At 44.2% G+C, this 17,269-nt stretch carries 20 protein-coding genes; 12 read left to right on the forward strand and 8 right to left on the reverse strand.

Annotation, left to right across the window (positions count from 1 at the left end):
- Positions 1-11: 11 nt before the first annotated feature.
- On the forward strand, positions 12-335 hold the full coding sequence (locus ACK1LH_RS06290) for a phosphoribosyl-ATP pyrophosphohydrolase (protein WP_411334785.1): 324 nt from the start codon (positions 12-14) through the stop codon (positions 333-335).
- Positions 336-453: 118 nt separating this feature from the next.
- Here ACK1LH_RS06290 and ACK1LH_RS06295 read toward each other — a convergent pair whose 3' ends face one another.
- From ACK1LH_RS06295 to ACK1LH_RS06305, 3 genes are all read right to left on the reverse strand, one after another.
- Positions 454-1,230, reverse strand: a complete 777-nt coding sequence (locus ACK1LH_RS06295) for a YibE/F family protein (protein ID WP_411334786.1) — start codon at positions 1,228-1,230, stop codon at positions 454-456.
- Entirely contained in the window at positions 1,227-2,357 is a 1,131-nt protein-coding gene (locus ACK1LH_RS06300; protein ID WP_411334787.1) for a YibE/F family protein, read from the reverse strand. The genes ACK1LH_RS06295 and ACK1LH_RS06300 overlap by 4 nt, the downstream gene beginning before the upstream one ends.
- 198 nt (positions 2,358-2,555) lie before the next feature.
- On the reverse strand, positions 2,556-3,113 hold the full coding sequence (locus ACK1LH_RS06305) for a GNAT family N-acetyltransferase (RefSeq protein WP_411334788.1): 558 nt from the start codon (positions 3,111-3,113) through the stop codon (positions 2,556-2,558).
- Positions 3,114-3,221: 108 nt separating this feature from the next.
- On the opposite strand from ACK1LH_RS06305, the gene ACK1LH_RS06310 reads away from it, so the two are divergent.
- A complete protein-coding gene (locus tag ACK1LH_RS06310; protein WP_411334789.1) occupies positions 3,222-4,205 on the forward strand; it encodes a DUF3231 family protein in 984 nt (327 codons plus the stop codon).
- Positions 4,206-4,269: 64 nt separating this feature from the next.
- On the opposite strand, the gene ACK1LH_RS06315 is transcribed toward ACK1LH_RS06310, so the two are convergent.
- Both ACK1LH_RS06315 and ACK1LH_RS06320 read right to left on the reverse strand, forming a co-directional pair.
- The gene (locus ACK1LH_RS06315; RefSeq protein WP_411334790.1) at positions 4,270-4,623 is read right to left on the reverse strand and encodes a YciI family protein; all 354 of its coding nucleotides are present in this window, start codon (positions 4,621-4,623) and stop codon (positions 4,270-4,272) included.
- Between the two features lie 103 nt (positions 4,624-4,726).
- Positions 4,727-5,317 (reverse strand): MEDS domain-containing protein, encoded by a 591-nt coding sequence (locus ACK1LH_RS06320; protein WP_411334791.1) that lies wholly within the window; start codon positions 5,315-5,317, stop codon positions 4,727-4,729.
- A gap of 156 nt (positions 5,318-5,473) precedes the next feature.
- Between ACK1LH_RS06320 and ACK1LH_RS06325 the strand changes: the two genes are divergently transcribed.
- The 6 genes from ACK1LH_RS06325 to ACK1LH_RS06350 all read left to right on the forward strand — a co-directional run bounded on the left by ACK1LH_RS06325 (position 5,474) and on the right by ACK1LH_RS06350 (position 9,975).
- The gene (locus ACK1LH_RS06325) at positions 5,474-6,796 is read left to right on the forward strand and encodes a hypothetical protein (protein ID WP_411334792.1); all 1,323 of its coding nucleotides are present in this window, start codon (positions 5,474-5,476) and stop codon (positions 6,794-6,796) included.
- 54 nt (positions 6,797-6,850) lie between these two features.
- Positions 6,851-7,627, forward strand: a complete 777-nt coding sequence (locus ACK1LH_RS06330; RefSeq protein ID WP_411334793.1) for an aminoglycoside phosphotransferase family protein — start codon at positions 6,851-6,853, stop codon at positions 7,625-7,627.
- Between the two features lie 102 nt (positions 7,628-7,729).
- Positions 7,730-8,119, forward strand: coding sequence for a hypothetical protein (locus ACK1LH_RS06335; RefSeq protein ID WP_411335073.1), 390 nt, complete (start codon positions 7,730-7,732; stop codon positions 8,117-8,119).
- A gap of 391 nt (positions 8,120-8,510) precedes the next feature.
- Complete coding sequence (locus ACK1LH_RS06340) at positions 8,511-8,999, forward strand: NUDIX domain-containing protein (RefSeq protein ID WP_411334794.1); 489 nt, start codon at positions 8,511-8,513, stop codon at positions 8,997-8,999.
- Positions 9,000-9,018: 19 nt separating this feature from the next.
- On the forward strand, positions 9,019-9,528 hold the full coding sequence (locus ACK1LH_RS06345) for a GNAT family N-acetyltransferase (RefSeq protein ID WP_411334795.1): 510 nt from the start codon (positions 9,019-9,021) through the stop codon (positions 9,526-9,528).
- A gap of 30 nt (positions 9,529-9,558) precedes the next feature.
- Positions 9,559-9,975: a hypothetical protein gene (locus ACK1LH_RS06350; RefSeq protein ID WP_029282191.1), complete on the forward strand. Its 417-nt coding sequence runs from the start codon at positions 9,559-9,561 to the stop codon at positions 9,973-9,975.
- A 39-nt stretch (positions 9,976-10,014) separates the two neighbouring features.
- On the opposite strand, the gene ACK1LH_RS06355 is transcribed toward ACK1LH_RS06350, so the two are convergent.
- Positions 10,015-11,034, reverse strand: a complete 1,020-nt coding sequence (locus tag ACK1LH_RS06355) for an NAD-dependent epimerase/dehydratase family protein (protein WP_411334796.1) — start codon at positions 11,032-11,034, stop codon at positions 10,015-10,017.
- A gap of 148 nt (positions 11,035-11,182) precedes the next feature.
- On the opposite strand from ACK1LH_RS06355, the gene ACK1LH_RS06360 reads away from it, so the two are divergent.
- Positions 11,183-11,695, forward strand: a complete 513-nt coding sequence (locus tag ACK1LH_RS06360; RefSeq protein ID WP_411334797.1) for a DinB family protein — start codon at positions 11,183-11,185, stop codon at positions 11,693-11,695.
- Between the two features lie 51 nt (positions 11,696-11,746).
- Here ACK1LH_RS06360 and ACK1LH_RS06365 read toward each other — a convergent pair whose 3' ends face one another.
- Positions 11,747-11,875, reverse strand: coding sequence for a hypothetical protein (locus ACK1LH_RS06365; protein ID WP_087946292.1), 129 nt, complete (start codon positions 11,873-11,875; stop codon positions 11,747-11,749).
- Positions 11,876-11,987: 112 nt separating this feature from the next.
- On the opposite strand from ACK1LH_RS06365, the gene ACK1LH_RS06370 reads away from it, so the two are divergent.
- The 3 genes from ACK1LH_RS06370 (at position 11,988) to ACK1LH_RS06380 (ending at position 13,999) form a co-directional block, all read left to right on the forward strand.
- Entirely contained in the window at positions 11,988-12,794 is an 807-nt protein-coding gene (locus ACK1LH_RS06370; RefSeq protein ID WP_411334798.1) for a GNAT family N-acetyltransferase, read from the forward strand.
- A gap of 84 nt (positions 12,795-12,878) precedes the next feature.
- Positions 12,879-13,241, forward strand: coding sequence for a hypothetical protein (locus ACK1LH_RS06375; protein WP_203289936.1), 363 nt, complete (start codon positions 12,879-12,881; stop codon positions 13,239-13,241).
- Between the two features lie 92 nt (positions 13,242-13,333).
- On the forward strand, positions 13,334-13,999 hold the full coding sequence (locus ACK1LH_RS06380; RefSeq protein ID WP_411334799.1) for an HAD family hydrolase: 666 nt from the start codon (positions 13,334-13,336) through the stop codon (positions 13,997-13,999).
- Positions 14,000-14,078: 79 nt separating this feature from the next.
- Here the strand turns inward: ACK1LH_RS06380 and ACK1LH_RS06385 are convergent, their stop codons facing one another.
- A complete protein-coding gene (locus ACK1LH_RS06385) occupies positions 14,079-17,246 on the reverse strand; it encodes a bifunctional cytochrome P450/NADPH--P450 reductase (RefSeq protein WP_411334800.1) in 3,168 nt (1,055 codons plus the stop codon).
- Between the last annotated feature and the right edge of the window lie 23 nt (positions 17,247-17,269).

Raw genomic sequence — 17,269 nt, forward strand, 5'->3', positions numbered from 1 at the left:
AGGTTTATATGATGCCAATTTACAACAAACTGGTTCGCGACAGAATACCGGAAGTCATTGAAAAGACAGGGAAAAAATTTCATGCCACAGTCTTGTCTCAGGATGTATATATAGAAGAGTTAAAAAAGAAAAGCTTTGAGGAGTTGGAGGAGTATATAGCAGCGGAAACCGATGCTGAAGCGTTGGAGGAGCTGGCCGACATGTTTGAAATCCTACATGCATTGGCTGCCGTTCACGGTTCAACCATTCAGGGAGTGGAGAAGATCAGGAAGGAAAAGGAACAGAAGCGGGGCGGGTTCAATGAGCGGATTTTCCTTGTGGATGTTGAGGATTGAGCAGATTTGAAGTAGATATTCACACTTTGAGAGTGAGCTCTATAAAAAATTGTAATGAAAAAGGCTGTTCAGAACGCTAAACAGACATCCCAAACAGCCTTCTTTTCATTTCAATCTATCATTCCTCAATCCGTCTCGTATCGTTCTTTTTTATATAAAACGCTGCGGCAATCCAAGAGGTAATCGGAATGACAATGGCAACTCCTATTCCAGCACACATGATGGTGATGATTTCGGCACTGAAGACTTTTGAATTGACGATATCACCAATAGAATAAGATAAATCTTTAAACCAGATCAGGAGTCCGAGGTAGCTTCCAAAAAAGGCGAAAAACAGTGTGTTTGTGTTTGTGCCCAGAATGTCTCTTCCAATGGATAAGCCTGATGTGAACAATTCTTTTCTTTTTATGTTCGGATGATGCTTTACTATTTCATGCATCGGGGATGTAATCGAGATGGCAATGTCAGTAATGGCGCCGATTGTACTCATGATAATTACAGAGGCACCAATTTTGACAAAGTCGATTCCAATGAAAAGGGAAAACATGCTTAATTCTTCTACTTCTTCTTCTCCAAAACCTTGGATCATGAACTTATCGGTCAGAATGACAATGAGAAAGTAGAGCATAGCCAGCGTAATCATTGTTGAAATAAATGCTGCGGCTGTTTTTTGATTCACTTCATTTATGAAGAACAAGTTTACGCAGCTGATTATAGCAGATGCAGCAAGCGTTAAAAGAATTGGATTAAGATTTGGATCAGCCATGAAAAGGATGGCGAGAAAAAGGATAACAAAATTCAGGAATAATGCCGTAAATGATCTTGCCCCTTTTCTGCCACCTATCATAATCATTAACAGAAACAAGATGGCAGCTAAACATACTAATGTATTCATATTCTTGCCTTCTTTCTGTTAATAAAATAGAGAGAGGTATAAAGACCAATTGGGATTGTGAGCACAATTCCAATCCCTCCTGCCATAGCCCGGGCTAATTCCAATGATAGATTCATGGACAGTGTATATCCAAGCGGTGATGCATTTTTAAAATACAAAATCAGCATGGGAATGGATCCGCTTATGTAGGCAAAAAACAGAATATTGGTCATAGGACCCATAATATCTTTTCCGATTTCCAGACCTGATGCTTTAAGAGCTTTTAAAGAGATATTAGTGTTTTTTTCGTAAAGGCCAAAGATAGAGGAAGACATGGTGATTGCTACATCCATGACGGCTCCCAGGGATCCGACCAGTACCCCAGCAATAAACACGACCTTCGGTGGGCGTGTTAAAAATTGCATTTCTTCATATCTAAGTCCATTACCTGACGTGAGTTTTAAAACGAGCATGGCTATAAACAAAGAAATAAACGTCCCTAAAAGGGTCGCAGTAATGGCTGCATATGTTTTTCCATTAAAGCCGTTGACGAGCAGCAAAGAAATCACGGTAAACAAAATGGCGCTTATGCTGCAGACGGCCAGCAAGCCTAAACCATTTTTATTCAGATAAACGTCTAATGCATAGGACAAGAGCAGTCCATTGACAGCGAGGCTGATGACAGAGAAAAATCCTTGTTTTTTCCCTACAAGCAGCAATGTGAAAATGAACAGCCATGATGCGATCATAATGTATTTATCACGTTTTACATCTTTTATCGTACCCGTTAAGGATGAGTCAGTGCTGCTGTCAATCGAAACAAACAGCTCATGTCCTGGGTGATATTTTTGATCGAAGGCACCGGACAAGGAATATTCATTTGTCAGAGTGATCAATTTCCCTTTATCTTTTCCATTTTTCAGCTTTGCTGTAAGCTGCTGTGTGTACAGCCGGTCTTTATTGTTGTGCATGTCAGTCTCTTCAACTGAATCTGTCTGAGATGTCTTTATGACTTCTGCAATGGGCCGATCATAGAATGAATGGTTATGATGCACGAATAGAAGAGAAGCCGCGCAGCAAAGTAATAGCACAGTCGCCATCATCCATTTGTTGGAAAATAATCCGAGTAATCTTCTTGTAACTTTCAATACAAAACCTCCAGCCATCTCTCAAAAATACTGAGAGGTGCCTCTAATCTACTGAGACACTATCCGATATTCTTCTGCCATAAAAAAATGGACATACAGAATATACGGTATGTCCCGTTTACAATGGATTAAGAATAACAGTGCAGGTTTTGTTTCGTCAATGACAGCTTTAAAAATCAGTAAACAAGCTGAGACACTTCAGCCTTGCTCTCCCTCGCAGTCTTCAGGATTCAAAACCGCAAGCATCACATGATCCTCCCATTTCCCGTTGATCAGAACGTTTTTCTTTGCCAGTCCTTCCTTATGAAAGCCGGCTTTTTCAAGAACACGGATGGATCCGATGTTGTGGGGCATAACGCCTGCTTCGATCCGGTGCAGCTTAAGCTCGCCAAATGCATAGTCCAAAACGAGTTTGACGGCTTCTGTTGTATAGCCCCTGCCGTTGTGCTCCTTGTCGAGAAAGTAGCCGAGGACTGCGCTTTGGAGGGAGTGGCGCATGACTTGGAAAAGGCTGATGGTACCGAGCAGCTGATTGGTTTCGTTCAGGTAGATGCCAAATTGATATTCGGCGTCTTTTTTTGCCTGTTTTTCGTAGTCTTCTATCATTTTTTGCTGGGTTTCCAGTGTGTAAAAGTCATCTGAGCGAATCATGGAGTATTTTTCAAAAAAGGCACGATTTTTTAGCTGCAGCTTCAGTCTGTCTGCCGCATCCTGTTTTGTAAAAGGTCTTATGTGAATTCGGTTGCTTATAAGCATATGTACGTCATCTCCTTCACTCTGTATTTTAGCTCAGTTAGCGTAAATAAAGAATGATTCTTGAGTATATACTATACGTGAAATTTTAAAATCGGGAGGAACCTCACTGTGACGAAGCAGCTCGCCTCATCTGAAATCGGAAACCTTTGGATGACCTATCAGCAGAAAACGATGTTTGCACGGATGCTTGAGCATTTTTTACATACGCAGGAAAATGAAAAAATTAAGCAGCAGCTTCAAAGCTATTACGATCAGGAGACTGCATTCATTCAGGAGATCAGCGGAATCTTTCAGGCTGAGAAGATCGTTATGCCTGTGGGATATAATGAAAGCGATGTGAAGCCCGAAACGCCACGGCTGTATGATGAATATTTTGATATTCTTTTCTTGAGAATCATGATGAAAGTGACGATTGGACTGAATGCGCTCCACCTCAGCATGACCTACCGGAGCGACATGTCTGACCTGTTTATGAGGATGTCACAAACCTCTCAGCAGACCTATACGGATGCGACTCAGTTCTTGCTTGATGAAGGCATTTTGACGAGGCCGCCGATGATTCCTATGCCTGATAAGGTTGAGTTTGTCAAAGAGAAAAAGTACATGGCAGGGTTTGATGCGTTCAGTGAGAAACGCCCGCTGAATGCGATTGAACTCTCGCTGCTCTATCAGGGAGTTGAAACCAACATTCTTGGGTTTCAGCTTTTGAAAGGTTTTGAACAGGCTTCAGATGACAAAGAGCTGAGACAATATTTCAAAGAGGGAAAAGAACTCGCTAAACAAATCATTGAATCGTTCAGTGAGACATTGCTGAAAAGCGATATTCAGCCTCCAGCTGTTGCATGGGGGAATCCTACATTTTCGCAGACGTCCCCTTATTCGGAGAAGATGATGATGTATTTGACCAATTTACTGAGCAGCTTTGGTCTGACGAGCAATGCCCTTGGCACTTCCTTCAGCCTGCGGTCTGATTTGCCGGCGAAAATGACCATTATTACAAAAGACATTTTCACCTATGCCAAAAAGGGCGGTAAGCTCATGATTAAAAATGGATGGATGGAAGAGCCTCCGCAGACTTCAAGGCAGAGCTGAATGCATGAAAAATAAAAGCACTGCAAATCGCAGTGCTTTTAACATGTCTATACTTGCTTCGTGCTCACTCAAATACCTGACGCAACTCAATCTGGCCTTCCCCGTGTCCTTGCGGGTCCGGCATTCTTAAGGCCCATTTGACGGCTTCTTCCCTGGATTCCACATCAATTAAAATAAAGCCGGCCACTAAATCATTTGATTCTGTAATCGGACCTTCTGAAATGACGGGGTTTTCTCCCGGTACCGGAAACGAAACGCGGAGGCCGTTTGAACTTGGATGCAGACCTTTAGCCGCCACCCTTACCCCTGCTTTTACTAATTCCTCGTTATATGCCGTCATGGCTTCCATGAGTTCTGAGCTTGGGAGATTTCCGGCTTCTGAATTTTTTGAGGCTTTGACAATCAGCATGAACAACATAACCTTTCCTCCTGCCATTATCCTTATGCCTTTTAAATTCGTTGAAGCAGCAGCGAATCCTTTTATAAAAATGAAGCATCTTCTTTCAAAATTAAAAAACTGCTCAGCATCCATCACACTGAGCAGTTTTTTCTGATTGTATATAGCTTTTGGAAAGTTGAAATTGATCATCTGTCATGATGTATTTATGGCTTTGTTCAAGCGCGGCGTTTGCATCATCTGTCAAAGATGCATGACGGTAGGCACAGACAGACAGGATGTTTTCATTCAGTATAAATTCGTCAGATGAGGTTTCAAAGCTTTTCAGCAGGGCTGCATCAGACATGTCAGACATCCACTCCACATGTGCCCACGTGCGCAGCCGGACATTTTTATCTGAAAGACTTCTTAAATCTCTGTCAAAATAAGCGAGAATGGAAGCAATATTGAATTTGGAACTTCCTGAATAGTAATCAAAGTTGTTCACTAACCTGATCGAATTCTGTTCTTCTTCTGAAAAATGATCCTCTATATAACGACTCACTTTATCCGAGAATTTCATGCTTTCAATCAGCAGAATCTGATCTTTATTTTTAAGGCCAGCATGAATATATGAAGCTACCTTCTGCAAGTAGATTTCTTCATCCTTAAAGTGGTAATATACATGTCCTTTATTCAAATCAGTCAAGGTAACGGGTCTATAAAATGTGTTCATGTTTTCACCCCTGTTCAAGTCAAGCGTAACACACTTGGCGGAAATTAGCGAACGCACGGTCGCGTCATTCTCTTTCTTTAACGAATCTTAACAAGGAAATGGCAGGTATATGCAGAATATAGGGTGTGGGAGAAACCAGCTGAACGGAGGAGTAAAATGAACCAGCCAAAAGCATACGGGACGTTTTATAAAAACCGGAATTTAACGTTCCGGGAGTCGGCATATTTGCAGTTTGGAAGCAGTGAAACCTCGATAGGAAGTTTTCTTATGCTCAACCCGGGAGGTGCAAGCTGTGAAGATGTCAGAAACCTGCTTCATGGTGAGCGTATTTTTACGGAAATGGCACTTGATCCGACGATGCACCAGATTGTCAGGCTGATGGAAGCATTTAAACCGCTTGAACCGCTGAACGGAAGGGTGCATCTTTTCAATTTGTTTACTCTTCAGAACACAAAGGATAAAGAGGCAATTTCTCATATCGAGTACCTGGGCGGAAGGGGAATTGTGACAATTGGAGATATGGTCGCATCAATGGAAGAGCTGAAACGCCACCCCTGGATCTGCATCGGCTGGGGCGTAGGGGCGTCTGACTCACATACATTTTTAAAGCAGCTGAAAGGAAAATGGCTCGAGCGAGTCAAATTGGCTGACATTCCTGCCTTCGGGAAAGTAAATCATTTTGGTGACTATTACCATCTTTGCCCGCAGCTCGTATCTAAAAGGAATTTACTTGCTGAAGAGCTGAGGGATATGTATGTTCAAAAAGTGAAATCTGCGGCATTTACTGATGTAACAGAGTTTACGTCATCAGCTGTAAAGCCAAATCTTTATTGCGGATCTGAGATGACCCTGCAGGAATCAATAAACGGGTGGACAATTTCAAGTCAAAACCCAGAACGCGTCGTGAGGAGCTTTTCAGGACTTGCCATCCGGAAAGGATATAAGCTGAGGGCCTACCTGAATAAAGCTGAAGGCCAATCATCTTCTGTTGTTTATGCCATTCCTCACGACAAGGAATTAACCATGCCTGCCGAAGTGATTGTGAAAGGTGAAACTCCGAAACCACAATGTCAGTCGGATCATTTTATGTGCGCGTTAGAAGGTGACCGTACTCCGCTTTCCTATCTCCAGGCAGCGGTCGTTTATCATGAGCTCGGGGAGTTCGGAATCAGCCGTCAAACCAGCTACTGGAGTGCAGACGATATTCTGCCGCTTGATGAAAAACTATATGAACAGGCAGACAGTGTTGTGGATTATTTGTACACTCTTGGCGACTGGAATGAGTTTAAAACGATTCCGCCAACGCTGAGACCGATATTTTATTATGAAAATGATCACCCGACTGTCGTCTTCTACACCAAAAACGATGTGGGCATGATCAAGCTCAGCCGCTACACCCATACTTTTGAAAAAGACACCTATAAACAAAAGGTACATTGTGAAGAACTCGCTTTTGCGGGGATTGGGATTTTGTTTTAGGCGGCGGTAAGCGGACATAGAGCACAGGAGGCGGACAACATAGCTGAAACCGTATTGGGCACAGGCAATACAGCCAAGGTCATCGTCCGTGATGGCGGGACAGTGGCAAAAGTATTCCACAGACACATTGGAAGGGACTTTATTGAATACGAATATGCGATCTACAAAGAAATAGCAAAGACTCCATTACACGTGCCAAGACTGTACTCTTTTGAAAAAGAGAACCATGCTCTTATTTTCGAACGTGTCGATGGAACTTCCCTGATGGCTGAAATGAAAAGAAGTCCATTTCTCCTGCCTATTCACATGAGGCGGCTGGCAGAATGGCATGGTGAGATTCATCAACGCCAAGATTTGAAGCTGCCTGTTCTCACAGACAGGCTAGCCTCGCGAATCAGTCAAAGCGATTACTTGAACGAGAGTGAAAAAGAGAAAATACTCTCTCATTTGGACGGGCTGCCTGATCATGAAAGAGTCTTATGCCACGGTGATTTTCATCCTGATAACGTCCTGATTTCTAAAAAAGGACACGTCATTATTGACTGGGCGGATGCAGCGGTTGGAAATCGGCTGGCGGACATTGCGCGGTCCGTTCTTCTCATTCACTATGGCGGGCTGACTTCAAGTCCAGTTCAAGGAATGTTTCGCGGTTTATTGGCCGGACACTATGAAAGGTGCTATAGAAAAACAGATCCATCTGACATGTCAGAGCTTAAGAACTGGATTCTTCCTGTTGCAGCGGCAAGACTCTCTGAGAGTATCGGTCAGACGGAGAAAGAAGTGCTTCTGAAGCTGATTCATTCAAGGGTGAATAAAAGGAGAATGGTATGACGAGGAGGGCGACCGGCTGATGATGCTGACTATTCTAACGGTATCGTCGTTTTTGCCCTGAAGAAATTCGGGATTACTTAATATAGAAAGGGGTGGCCAATGATGTCCGCAGAAGATTTAAAGCTTTTACGCTGTGCGCTATTAAACTCATGGTCTTTGAAGTCAAGCTCCAAATGGACTCCTGAAAATCCGGCAAAAGGGCAGTGCGGAGTGACGGCTCTTGTGGTTCATGATCTTTTAGGCGGAGAAATTAGGAAAACCTTTGCAGCAGAGGGGTGGCATTTCTATAACGAGATAGACTCTGCCAGAGTTGATTTCACAGCCTCTCAATTTGAGGGTGACGTGCAGTACGACGATCTCCCATCAAGCAGGGAAGAGGCGTTTGCGGATACGAATCAGCTGCAGTATGATGATTTGAAGAAGAAGGTAGTGGATGAATTGCATAGGGTAGAATCGTACCCTGTAAAACCGAGAAACGAATTTATAGGGTAAGGAAATGTCGGAATCGTACCCTGTAAAACTGAGAAATGAATTTATAAGGTAAGGAAAAGGCGGAATCGTACCCTGTAAAACTGAGAAACGAATTTATAGGGTAAGGAAAAGGCGGAATCGTACCCCATAAAACTGAGAAACGAATTTATAGGGTAAGGAAACGGAGGAATCGTACCCTGTAAAACTAAAAAACGATTTTATAGGGTAAGGAAACGCTGGAATCGTACCCTATAAAACTGATAAACGAATTTATAGGGTAAGAAAACGGAGGAATCGTACCCTGTAAAACACAGAAACAAATTTATAGGGTAAGCAAACCCATTAATCGCACGCCAAAAAACGAATTTATAGGGTAATGCAATTTCAACTAAAACAAGAAAGGCGAAAGACAATGACTTACCACATGAGAGTAAGAGCAGGGGGCTTAATCATTGAAGATGACTCCATTCTCCTTGTTGAATTTGACGATGAAAACGGACGGCATTACAATCTGCCTGCCGGCGGGGTTGATCCCGGTGAGTCGATAAAGGATGCTGTACGACGAGAAGTAAAAGAAGAAACGTCTGCTGATGCTGAAGTCGGGCCGCTTGCTTTTGTCTATGAGTATGCCCCGCATCTGAATGAAAATAAGTACGGGGAAACTCATTCCATCGCACTCATGTTTGAGTGCAGGCTGAAAGAAGGTTCTGTTCCGGCGATGCCAGCAAACCCTGATCCAAATCAGACGGGTGTCAGGTGGGTGAAGCTTGCTGATCTAGAAAAGGTGGTGCTCTATCCAAACCTTTGCGGACATATCAGATCCTATTTGGAAAGCAAGAGAAATATAGAGTTGATAGAGGAGCAGTCACTGGAGGACTATGATTCTGCGATTATGACATGAAAAAAGGAGTACATACAGCGTGAAAACAGATCTACACATACGATTGGCTGAACCTGATGAGAGCAGTCACATTATAAAATTGTTAAGAGATACAGCTCATTGGATTCAAGAACAGGGAATCAATCAATGGAGCTATCTTTTGGACGGCGGAGAGAATGGAGAAATCGTCCGATGTATAGAAAACAATCAAACGTATGTCGTCGAGAAAAATGGCGAACTTACCGCAACTTTCACTCTTTATCCTTCACAAAATGAATGGGATCAGGAGATATGGGGGCATCAAGAGGAAAACGCGGTATATCTTCACAGGCTTGCAGTTAATTCAGGCTATATGAAACAGGGAATCGGAAATGTCATCCTGTCATGGATTCCGGAGGCTGTCAGAGCTGACTTGATCAGGCTTGATTGTGTAGCCGGCAATGAAAAATTAAATGCTTTTTACAAAAAGAACGGTTTTGATATGACCGGATTAACAAAAGGGCACAGCAAATATCAAAAGCGAATACATAGAAAGTCTCCTTTGTTATAATAGGCGATATGGATGGAAGGGAGTGATCCAATGCTCTACATATGGACGATTGAAAAAATTATTGAATCAGAGTTAAAGGAATTAAAGATTTATATCGACTATGAATTTGACAATCAGCTGCCTGCCCCTATGAGCTACAACATTTCAACCAGGACGCTTAAATTTAATTACCTGCAGATAAACGGATACAGAGGAAAGATACGAGTAAGAGAAACAGATGAGGATTTTGTCAGACTGATTCTTTACCATACAGTCGGGTACTACCTTGATTATCAGAAAAACAAGCATGATATCCGGACGCTTGTTTACGGCGGGGATGAGGAAAAGCAGGAGCTCTTGTCCCAAATTGAAAGAAATGCCTGGGAGTATGGCAGAAGCCTTGTGCCTGAGCGTTTGCTCGACTCTTACGATAAGATGCGGGAGCTTGACAGTTTGCTTGTTAAATAAGGAGAAACGGCCATTCCTTTTGGATGGCCGTTTCTGTTTTTAATGCTTTAGTTTCTGTTTCTTCAGCAGTTCCTTTTCTTTCTTCTGGGAAATTCCTGCTTTCAGGCCGGAAGGTTCCCGGTTCTTTTCCCACTCATAAACATCGCGGATCGTCTCTTCGAGGGGTCTGAACGTGAGACCGGCCCCGACGGCTTTTTCTATGCTGATCTCAAACGTTCCTTTCCATGGTTCCTTTTCACCTTCAAGTGGAAAGTGTTCAGGTATCCATAAAGGCATGTCTGTCCAAGGTTTTATGTTGTTTTCAAGCAGGAATGCTTCGTCGGCCCATACGAAGTCCGTCGTGCTGAATGAGACTGATTTGCAGGTTTCGAGGATCTCTGCCATCGTCTCTTTTTGACCAGTGGCGTTGTAGGTGCCTGCCCTTCCCTGAAGAATCATATTGAAGACCCACGCAGCAAGATCTCTCACATCAATCATCTGCACGGGACGGTCCGGACGGCCGGGAACGATGGCCTGCCCTCCCTGTGACACCCTCTGAACCCAATATGGAAGCCTGTCTGTGTAATCAAATGGGCCGACAAGCTGGCCGGCTCTTACATTCAGTACCCGTCCTGGCCAGTGCTTCTCAGCCTCCTCTTCACTCAGTGCCTTCAGCGCACCATAATGTTCATACGGGGAAAGCGTTCCTTTCTCACTTTCCGCAAGCTTTTCATCCGAAATCGTCTGCAGCGGATAATCTTCTTGAATACCGGCGGGAATCCAGTCCCTGTAAACAGAAATGCTTGAAATAAAGGTGTAATGACCGATATCTCCAAGGACCTCTGCCGTTTTTCTGATATGATGCGGAGCAAAACCTGACGTGTCAATTACAGCTTCCCACTTTCGATTTTTAAGTGCCGTCATATCTCCATTTCTGTCCCCGGTCAGCTCTTCCAGCCCGGGAAAAAGGCCTTTGTTTGTCCCGCGGTTAAACAAGGTAACCCTATAACCCCTTTTTAAAGCCTCTTCTGTAAAAGCTCTTCCGAGAAAACGTGTCCCGCCTAAAATCAAAATGTTCATTAGATTCCCTCCCGTCATATTCATACCATTCTCTGTTTATAACGATTACCCCTTTTAAAAAGATACGGGTAAAACAAATAAAGGAATTTATGGTTTTTACAAGAAAGTATAAAAGGTTATTCTCTTACAGAAGAGGGAGGTACAGCTAATGCGTGATAGTCAATTGTTAAAAGGATTTACTGCGGACCTTCAACATTATCCTGACCATAAACTAAGTGAAATTCCATCTGACGGAAGCTGGTCACTTGGACAGATGTATCAGCACCTTATTGAGGTTTCCCTTGAGTATTTAGAGAACGCGGAAGAGTGTAAAAAAGCTGCACCCGATCCTGATTTAGAAAAGTCTGAAGGAGGCAAAGCTCTGTTTGAGAGAGGCGGTTTTCCTGCCATTAAAATAAAGCTGCCTGATCTGCCTGGAAATACTCCAAGCAATAACCGGACGAAAGAGGAGCTCTTAACGGGTTTTCTTGAAATAGAGAAAAGAATGGAGCAGCAGGAAAAGAATGCAGCGGAAACGAACCCTGCCTGCAAACAGCGTCATGGCGGGTTTGGCTGGCTGAATGCGAAGGAGTGGTATGAGCTTGTTGACATGCACCTTCGCCATCATCTGAGGCAGAAAAAAGAGATTGAACAGAAAATTGGACTTTTATCAATGGATTGAAGTTTTCCATCAACGCAAAAAGGACTGACTCAGGCAGTCCTTTTTCATTCACTAGTACTCAATTTCGTCATAATCCTTCGGCTGCGGGACGGGCTGTCCGTTTTCAACGCGGGTAATGTCCTTTACCGTTTCCATTTCTTCCTGTGATTGCGGCTGGTTATTTTTGTTTTCTTTTTTCATAAGAGGCTCCTTTCTAGAAATAATCAATCTGTATTTACTGTTTCTTTAGGTTTGAAAAATATGCAGGGTTTATTGTTGAATTTGTCACTGAGTAACCGGAAGAGGTGTACACATGTCATCTGTAGTAACGAAAGAATTGGCCGTCATTCTTGAAGAGTCGGAAATTGAGGCGCTGGAATCGAGGCTTACAGCTATACGGAATATGGAAGGCAATCCAATGGATGTTGTAATAGAAAAGGCTGGAGGCACTGCAGCCTTTTCTGTGAAAAATATTCCCGGACCGGCCTATAACACTGTGAGAGGAGCTTCGGTCGAAACGCTGGATGACATTCTGCGTTTTTATGAAGAACGGGAAATTTCTCCAAGGTTTGAGGTAACTCCTGCTCAATCCTCACCAGAGCTATTCAGAAGCCTATCAGCCAGAGGTTTTTCCCAAAGCGGTTTTCATACGGTGCTGTATGGGGAAGCAAAGATTCTTTCAACCAGACCGGTATCGGAAATAAGTGTGCGCCCTCTTGAAGCCAGCGAATTTGATTTATTTGGGGAGATTTATACAAAAGGCTTTGGCATGCCTGAATTTTTAAAGCAGCCTGTAGCACAGAACAATCTGGTTCTTCATGGTCATGAGGACTGGCGGTTTTATCTGGCAAGTATGGATGGCAAAGCTGCCGGAATCGGTGTGCTTTTTATGAAAAAACGCATCGGTACGATGGCTGCCTCAGCTGTCCTGCCTGAATTCAGGAACCGCGGAGTGCACCGTGCATTGCTTGATGCAAGGATAGATGAAGCGAAACAGCATGGCTGCTCCATCATAGCCGGACAGGCTTCATTTGGAAGCGGAAGCCAGCGCAATATGGAACGTGCAGGCATGAAGATTGCTTATACGAAAGCACTTTGGGATCAAGTGGCTGGTGTATGAAAAATAGGCATTCACACACCTTCCTCCAGCTGAATATAATTGGCATGACGAAATTCAGCTGTTTGCAGGGAGGTTACAATAGGTATGTTTTATCCGTATCAACAGGGACCATACGAATATTCCTATTCAGATTTCACAAGTGAAGGGTATTATGATGACAGGCAGGCACCGACTTTTCCGCCGCCGTCGCAGTTCGCCCAGCAGGTGCCGCAAACCTTCTTTTCATCGTTTCTATCGACAAATCAGATTCGCTCGGCGATGTGCGGGTGTATTGGAAGATGGGGTCTGCTCGGCCTGAGATTTCAAAGTCCGTTTGGCAGGGACTTATGGTTCTTTCCAACAGAAATCAGACAAAATAGTGTTTCAGGCTACACATGGCAGGGCGGCGTAAGTCAAAGAGCGCGTTATGAGTATTCGCAAATCAGAAACTTTATCTGTACGGTTTAATCGATCAGGAGCGTTGTCCCTAAAAAAGGGATGGCGCTTTTTTTGTTGAAGTCTTAACAAACGTGATGACATCATAATAGGAGGCATCTTATATGAAACCGGCACTGCTCTTATTCGACCTTGACGGCACTCTTTCTGACCCCGGCGAAGGCATAACCAAGTCTGTTCAATACGCCCTTTTAAAGATGGGGATCAGGGAGCCGGATTTAAAAAAGCTGGAGGGATTTGTGGGACCGCCTCTGCAGGTTTCATTTGCTGAGCGTTATTCATTTTCAGAACAGGAGGTTGAAAGAGCGGTCTCTTACTATAGGGAGCGCTTTATAGAAAAAGGCATGTTTGAAAACAAGGTATATGACGGCATTCCAAAACTGTTGAGCGGGCTGAAACAAGAAGGGTACAAGTTAGCCGTTGCCACTTCTAAGCCGTCTGTATTTGCTGAAGAAATCCTGAAATTCTTTCAGATTGAACGCTTCTTTGATTTTGTTGCAGGCAGCAGCCTTGACGGTAAAGGAGCTTCGAAAACCGAAATCATCCTTTCTGTCATGAATCATTTTCAAGGAGTACATAAGGAAGAAATGGTGATGATTGGGGATAGAAAGCATGACATCATCGGTGCTGTTAACACCGGTATTCGCTCGATTGGCGTGACGTACGGATATGGATCCATGGAGGAGCTTGAGGAAGCGTGCCCAAGCGTTTTGGTTTCATCTGTAGAGGAGCTTAAGAGGCTTCTTTTGAAGAATACTGTACAGTTATGAAAAGGAGTAAATAATCTTTATCTATTCATGTAATATAAAAAAGCAGCAAACGTTAAATGTTCGCTGCTTTCTTCTTTCATTAAGCTCCCGCCCATACATCCTTTGCATAGCGGCCGTCTTTTTCCATTGATTCAAGCCATGAGGAAGCTTCTTCTTCCGTCGTTTGATAAAAATACATGTAGCACTCGATTAATGTTTGCTCCACATCCGGTGCCATTTTGCTTCCATCTCCGCAAATATATAAACGTCCACCATCTTTCAGCAGAGGAAGGATGACGTCTGCGTTTTCCGCCAGTCTGTGCTGCACGTATACTTTCTCACTGCCGGAATTTCTTGAAAAGGCAGTGTGAAGGGTGACAAGACCGTCTTGTTCTGCTTTTTCCAGCTCTTCTTGATATAAGAAATCATGTTCAGGGGTGCGGCATCCGAAGAAAAGGTGAGCCGCTCCAAGTGTTTCGCCGCTTTCTTTGAGACTGCGGCGGGCCTGGATAAAGCCTCTGAACGGTGCGATTCCCGTGCCGGGTCCAACCATAACGATCGGGGTGCCCGTTTGTTCAGGAAGCTGGAAATTTGATTTAGGTGTTGAGATAAAGCAGGCAATTTTATCTCCTTCTGATCGTGCTGCTAAATAGTTTGATGCGATTCCCTTGAATTCTCCATTTCCGCTCCGTGCGTCGCCTCTGACGACACTGACCGTAATGCTTGCTTCTCCTTTTCTGTAAAGGGGAGAGCTTGAAATGGAGTAGTATCTTGCCTTCAGTGCAGGTAGAAGAAGAAGGAATACTTCAAATGGAATTTCACATGCAAGGTACTTTTCCGCAAGTTCAAGCATAGTGATTCGTTTGGAGAGTATTTCTGTTTTGTATATCTCGTCCTCAAGCAGTTTTTCAAGCTCAATCACATGGGGAGGACATACAGTATGGGCAGCTAGAGCCCGGATTTGTGAACGTGTAGCCGGCTCCTGGAACTCTGAAAAATGAGAAATCAGCTCCCTGAGTTTTACAGGTACTCCGGCAGGCAGGTGAACGGCTTTTCCAAGGTCGCCTGTCAGTTTCACATAGTCTTCACCGTTCAGGCGGAATCGGCTGAGCACACGTTCAACAAGAGCATCCTGATTGACAGGGAGGACACCTAGATGGTCTCCCTCTTTATAGGTGATCCCCTCTGGCAGGCGCAACTCGATGTGTCTAGTGTTTCTTCCGCTTTCCAGATGCTGGAGTTCCCGGTTTTTGCTCACTTCCGCTGTAAAAGCATGATGGGTGCGGGCGAGCGGGGTATCGCTGACATTACTGACGACCTGCAGGGTAAGTGAACTGCTGTCCTGTTCATTTTGATTCAGTTCAATGGCCAGCCCTTTTGCCAGGTTTGGCCAGAGAACTCCGATCCATTTTTCGTAATCTCCTTCAAAATCTTCACTTGCATCGCCATGACCAGTTTCCGAAAGACGGCTGGCACCTTTTTGTTGAAGCTGCTCGTCAATAAAGTCAGGAATGCGCTGGTACGTAGTTGCCCAGTTGTGGTCTCCGCATCCGAAAACAGCATAGCTTACGCCGTTCAGAGTATCTTCCCCTGTTTCGTGCAGCCAGGTAACAAACTCATCTGCATTGTCAGGAGGATTGCCGTTATAAGACGCGGAGACAATGAGAACGGCTCCTTCTGCAGGAAGACCGCCGGCATATTCATTTAACGGTGCCGTTTTGGCATCAAAACCATGCTTGCGTCCTGTTTCAGAAAGGTCGCGGGCAATTCCTTCAGCTGTTCCCATGTTTGATCCATACAGTACAAGCAGGGGAGTACCATGAGTGAGAACAGCAGCCTGTTCGGTTTCTTTTTGAACAGGTTTTGCTTCTTCCACGGCTGACGCCGTAAAAGTCATCCCCGGTTTACGGGGAGCAACTCGAATGGTGAGCCCGTCCGGTTTAAGGGTAAGGGTTTCTTTGACGTCCAGCTGATAACTCTTGTGGTCGATAAAATCAAAGTGCTGCAGAAGCATTCCAAGTACCAGTGTCGCCTCGTGCAGCGCAAACTGCTGTCCGATGCATGCACGCTGTCCATTTCCGAAAGGTTTGTATGCATGGTAGGGGATAGAAGATGCATCCTCAAACCTCTCAGGTCTGAAATGTTCGGCATCATCTCCCCAAACAGAAGGATCCCTATGGAGTTCCGGAACTAAAAGAGTAAAGACGTCATCTTTTTTAACAGGGTATTTCCCGCTCAGGGTTGTATCCTGCTTTGCATAAAGGGAAAAAGCAGGTGCAGTCGGCCACAGGCGCAGCGCTTCATTAAGAACCATGCGGACATATTTTAATTTTTTCACCTGCTTGTAGTCTGGGATATCGCTGCCAAGCATTTCATCTGCTTCCTGCTGCGCTTTCTTTAATACATCCGGATTGTTCATAAGGAAGTAAACGGCGAATGAGAGAAGGCCGCTTGTCGTTTCGTGCCCTGCAATTAAAAATGTGATGATCTGATACCGTATGTTTTCATCATCCAGCTTTTCCCCTGTTTCAGGGTCAGTCCCTTTCAGCATATGAGAAAGCAGATCATCCTCACCCTGATCGCCGTTTTGTTTGCGTTCAGCAATTAAGTCATCAACCAAACCAAACATGTACTGAATATCTTCATTAAACTGCTTTTTCGATTTAACCATCAGTATATCCTGGATACCGAGGCGCTGCGTTTGATTCATCGCTTCATCCAGGGCCCGTACCATGCTGTCTACGAATGGATGGGCATTTTCCCGGTAAAAGCTGTTAAAGCGGTAATTAAATCCGCAAAGACCAATTGTATCAAGGGTTAAGCGGGTCATATCTTCAGGAACATCAATTTCCTCAGTCGGATTTAATCGTGCCCATTTTTGAATAAGCTGAGTGGCGATGTCAACCATTTTAGCATGGTAGCCTTTCATCGCCTGCTGGCTGAAGCTCGGGAGCAGGATATTGTGTGCCTTTTTCCAGTTCGGTTCGGCTGTTTCGCTTGTAAACAAGCCGTCTCCTCCGAATGCCCTTACTTTTTGAAGGGCGGGGCCCACTTTTTTATCAAAACGTGTCTCGTCGCAAATTTCTTCTGCCAAAGCTGCACTTGAAACAAACGTGCTTATGCGGCCGGGAAATTGAAATTGAAAGATTGGGCCAAGCTCCCTTGCAAGCTTCATGTAGGATTGAAGCGGTTTTTCTTTATTAATAACCGGCAGACTGCCGAGAGGTCCATAAGTCTTTGGCTGAGGAAGTTGAGCTGAGTTTGTCATATACTAGCACCTCTTATTTAAAA

The organism is Metabacillus indicus (assembly GCF_046603695.1).
In the GTDB taxonomy this organism is placed as follows: Bacteria; Bacillota; Bacilli; order Bacillales; family Bacillaceae; genus Bacillus_P; species Bacillus_P indicus.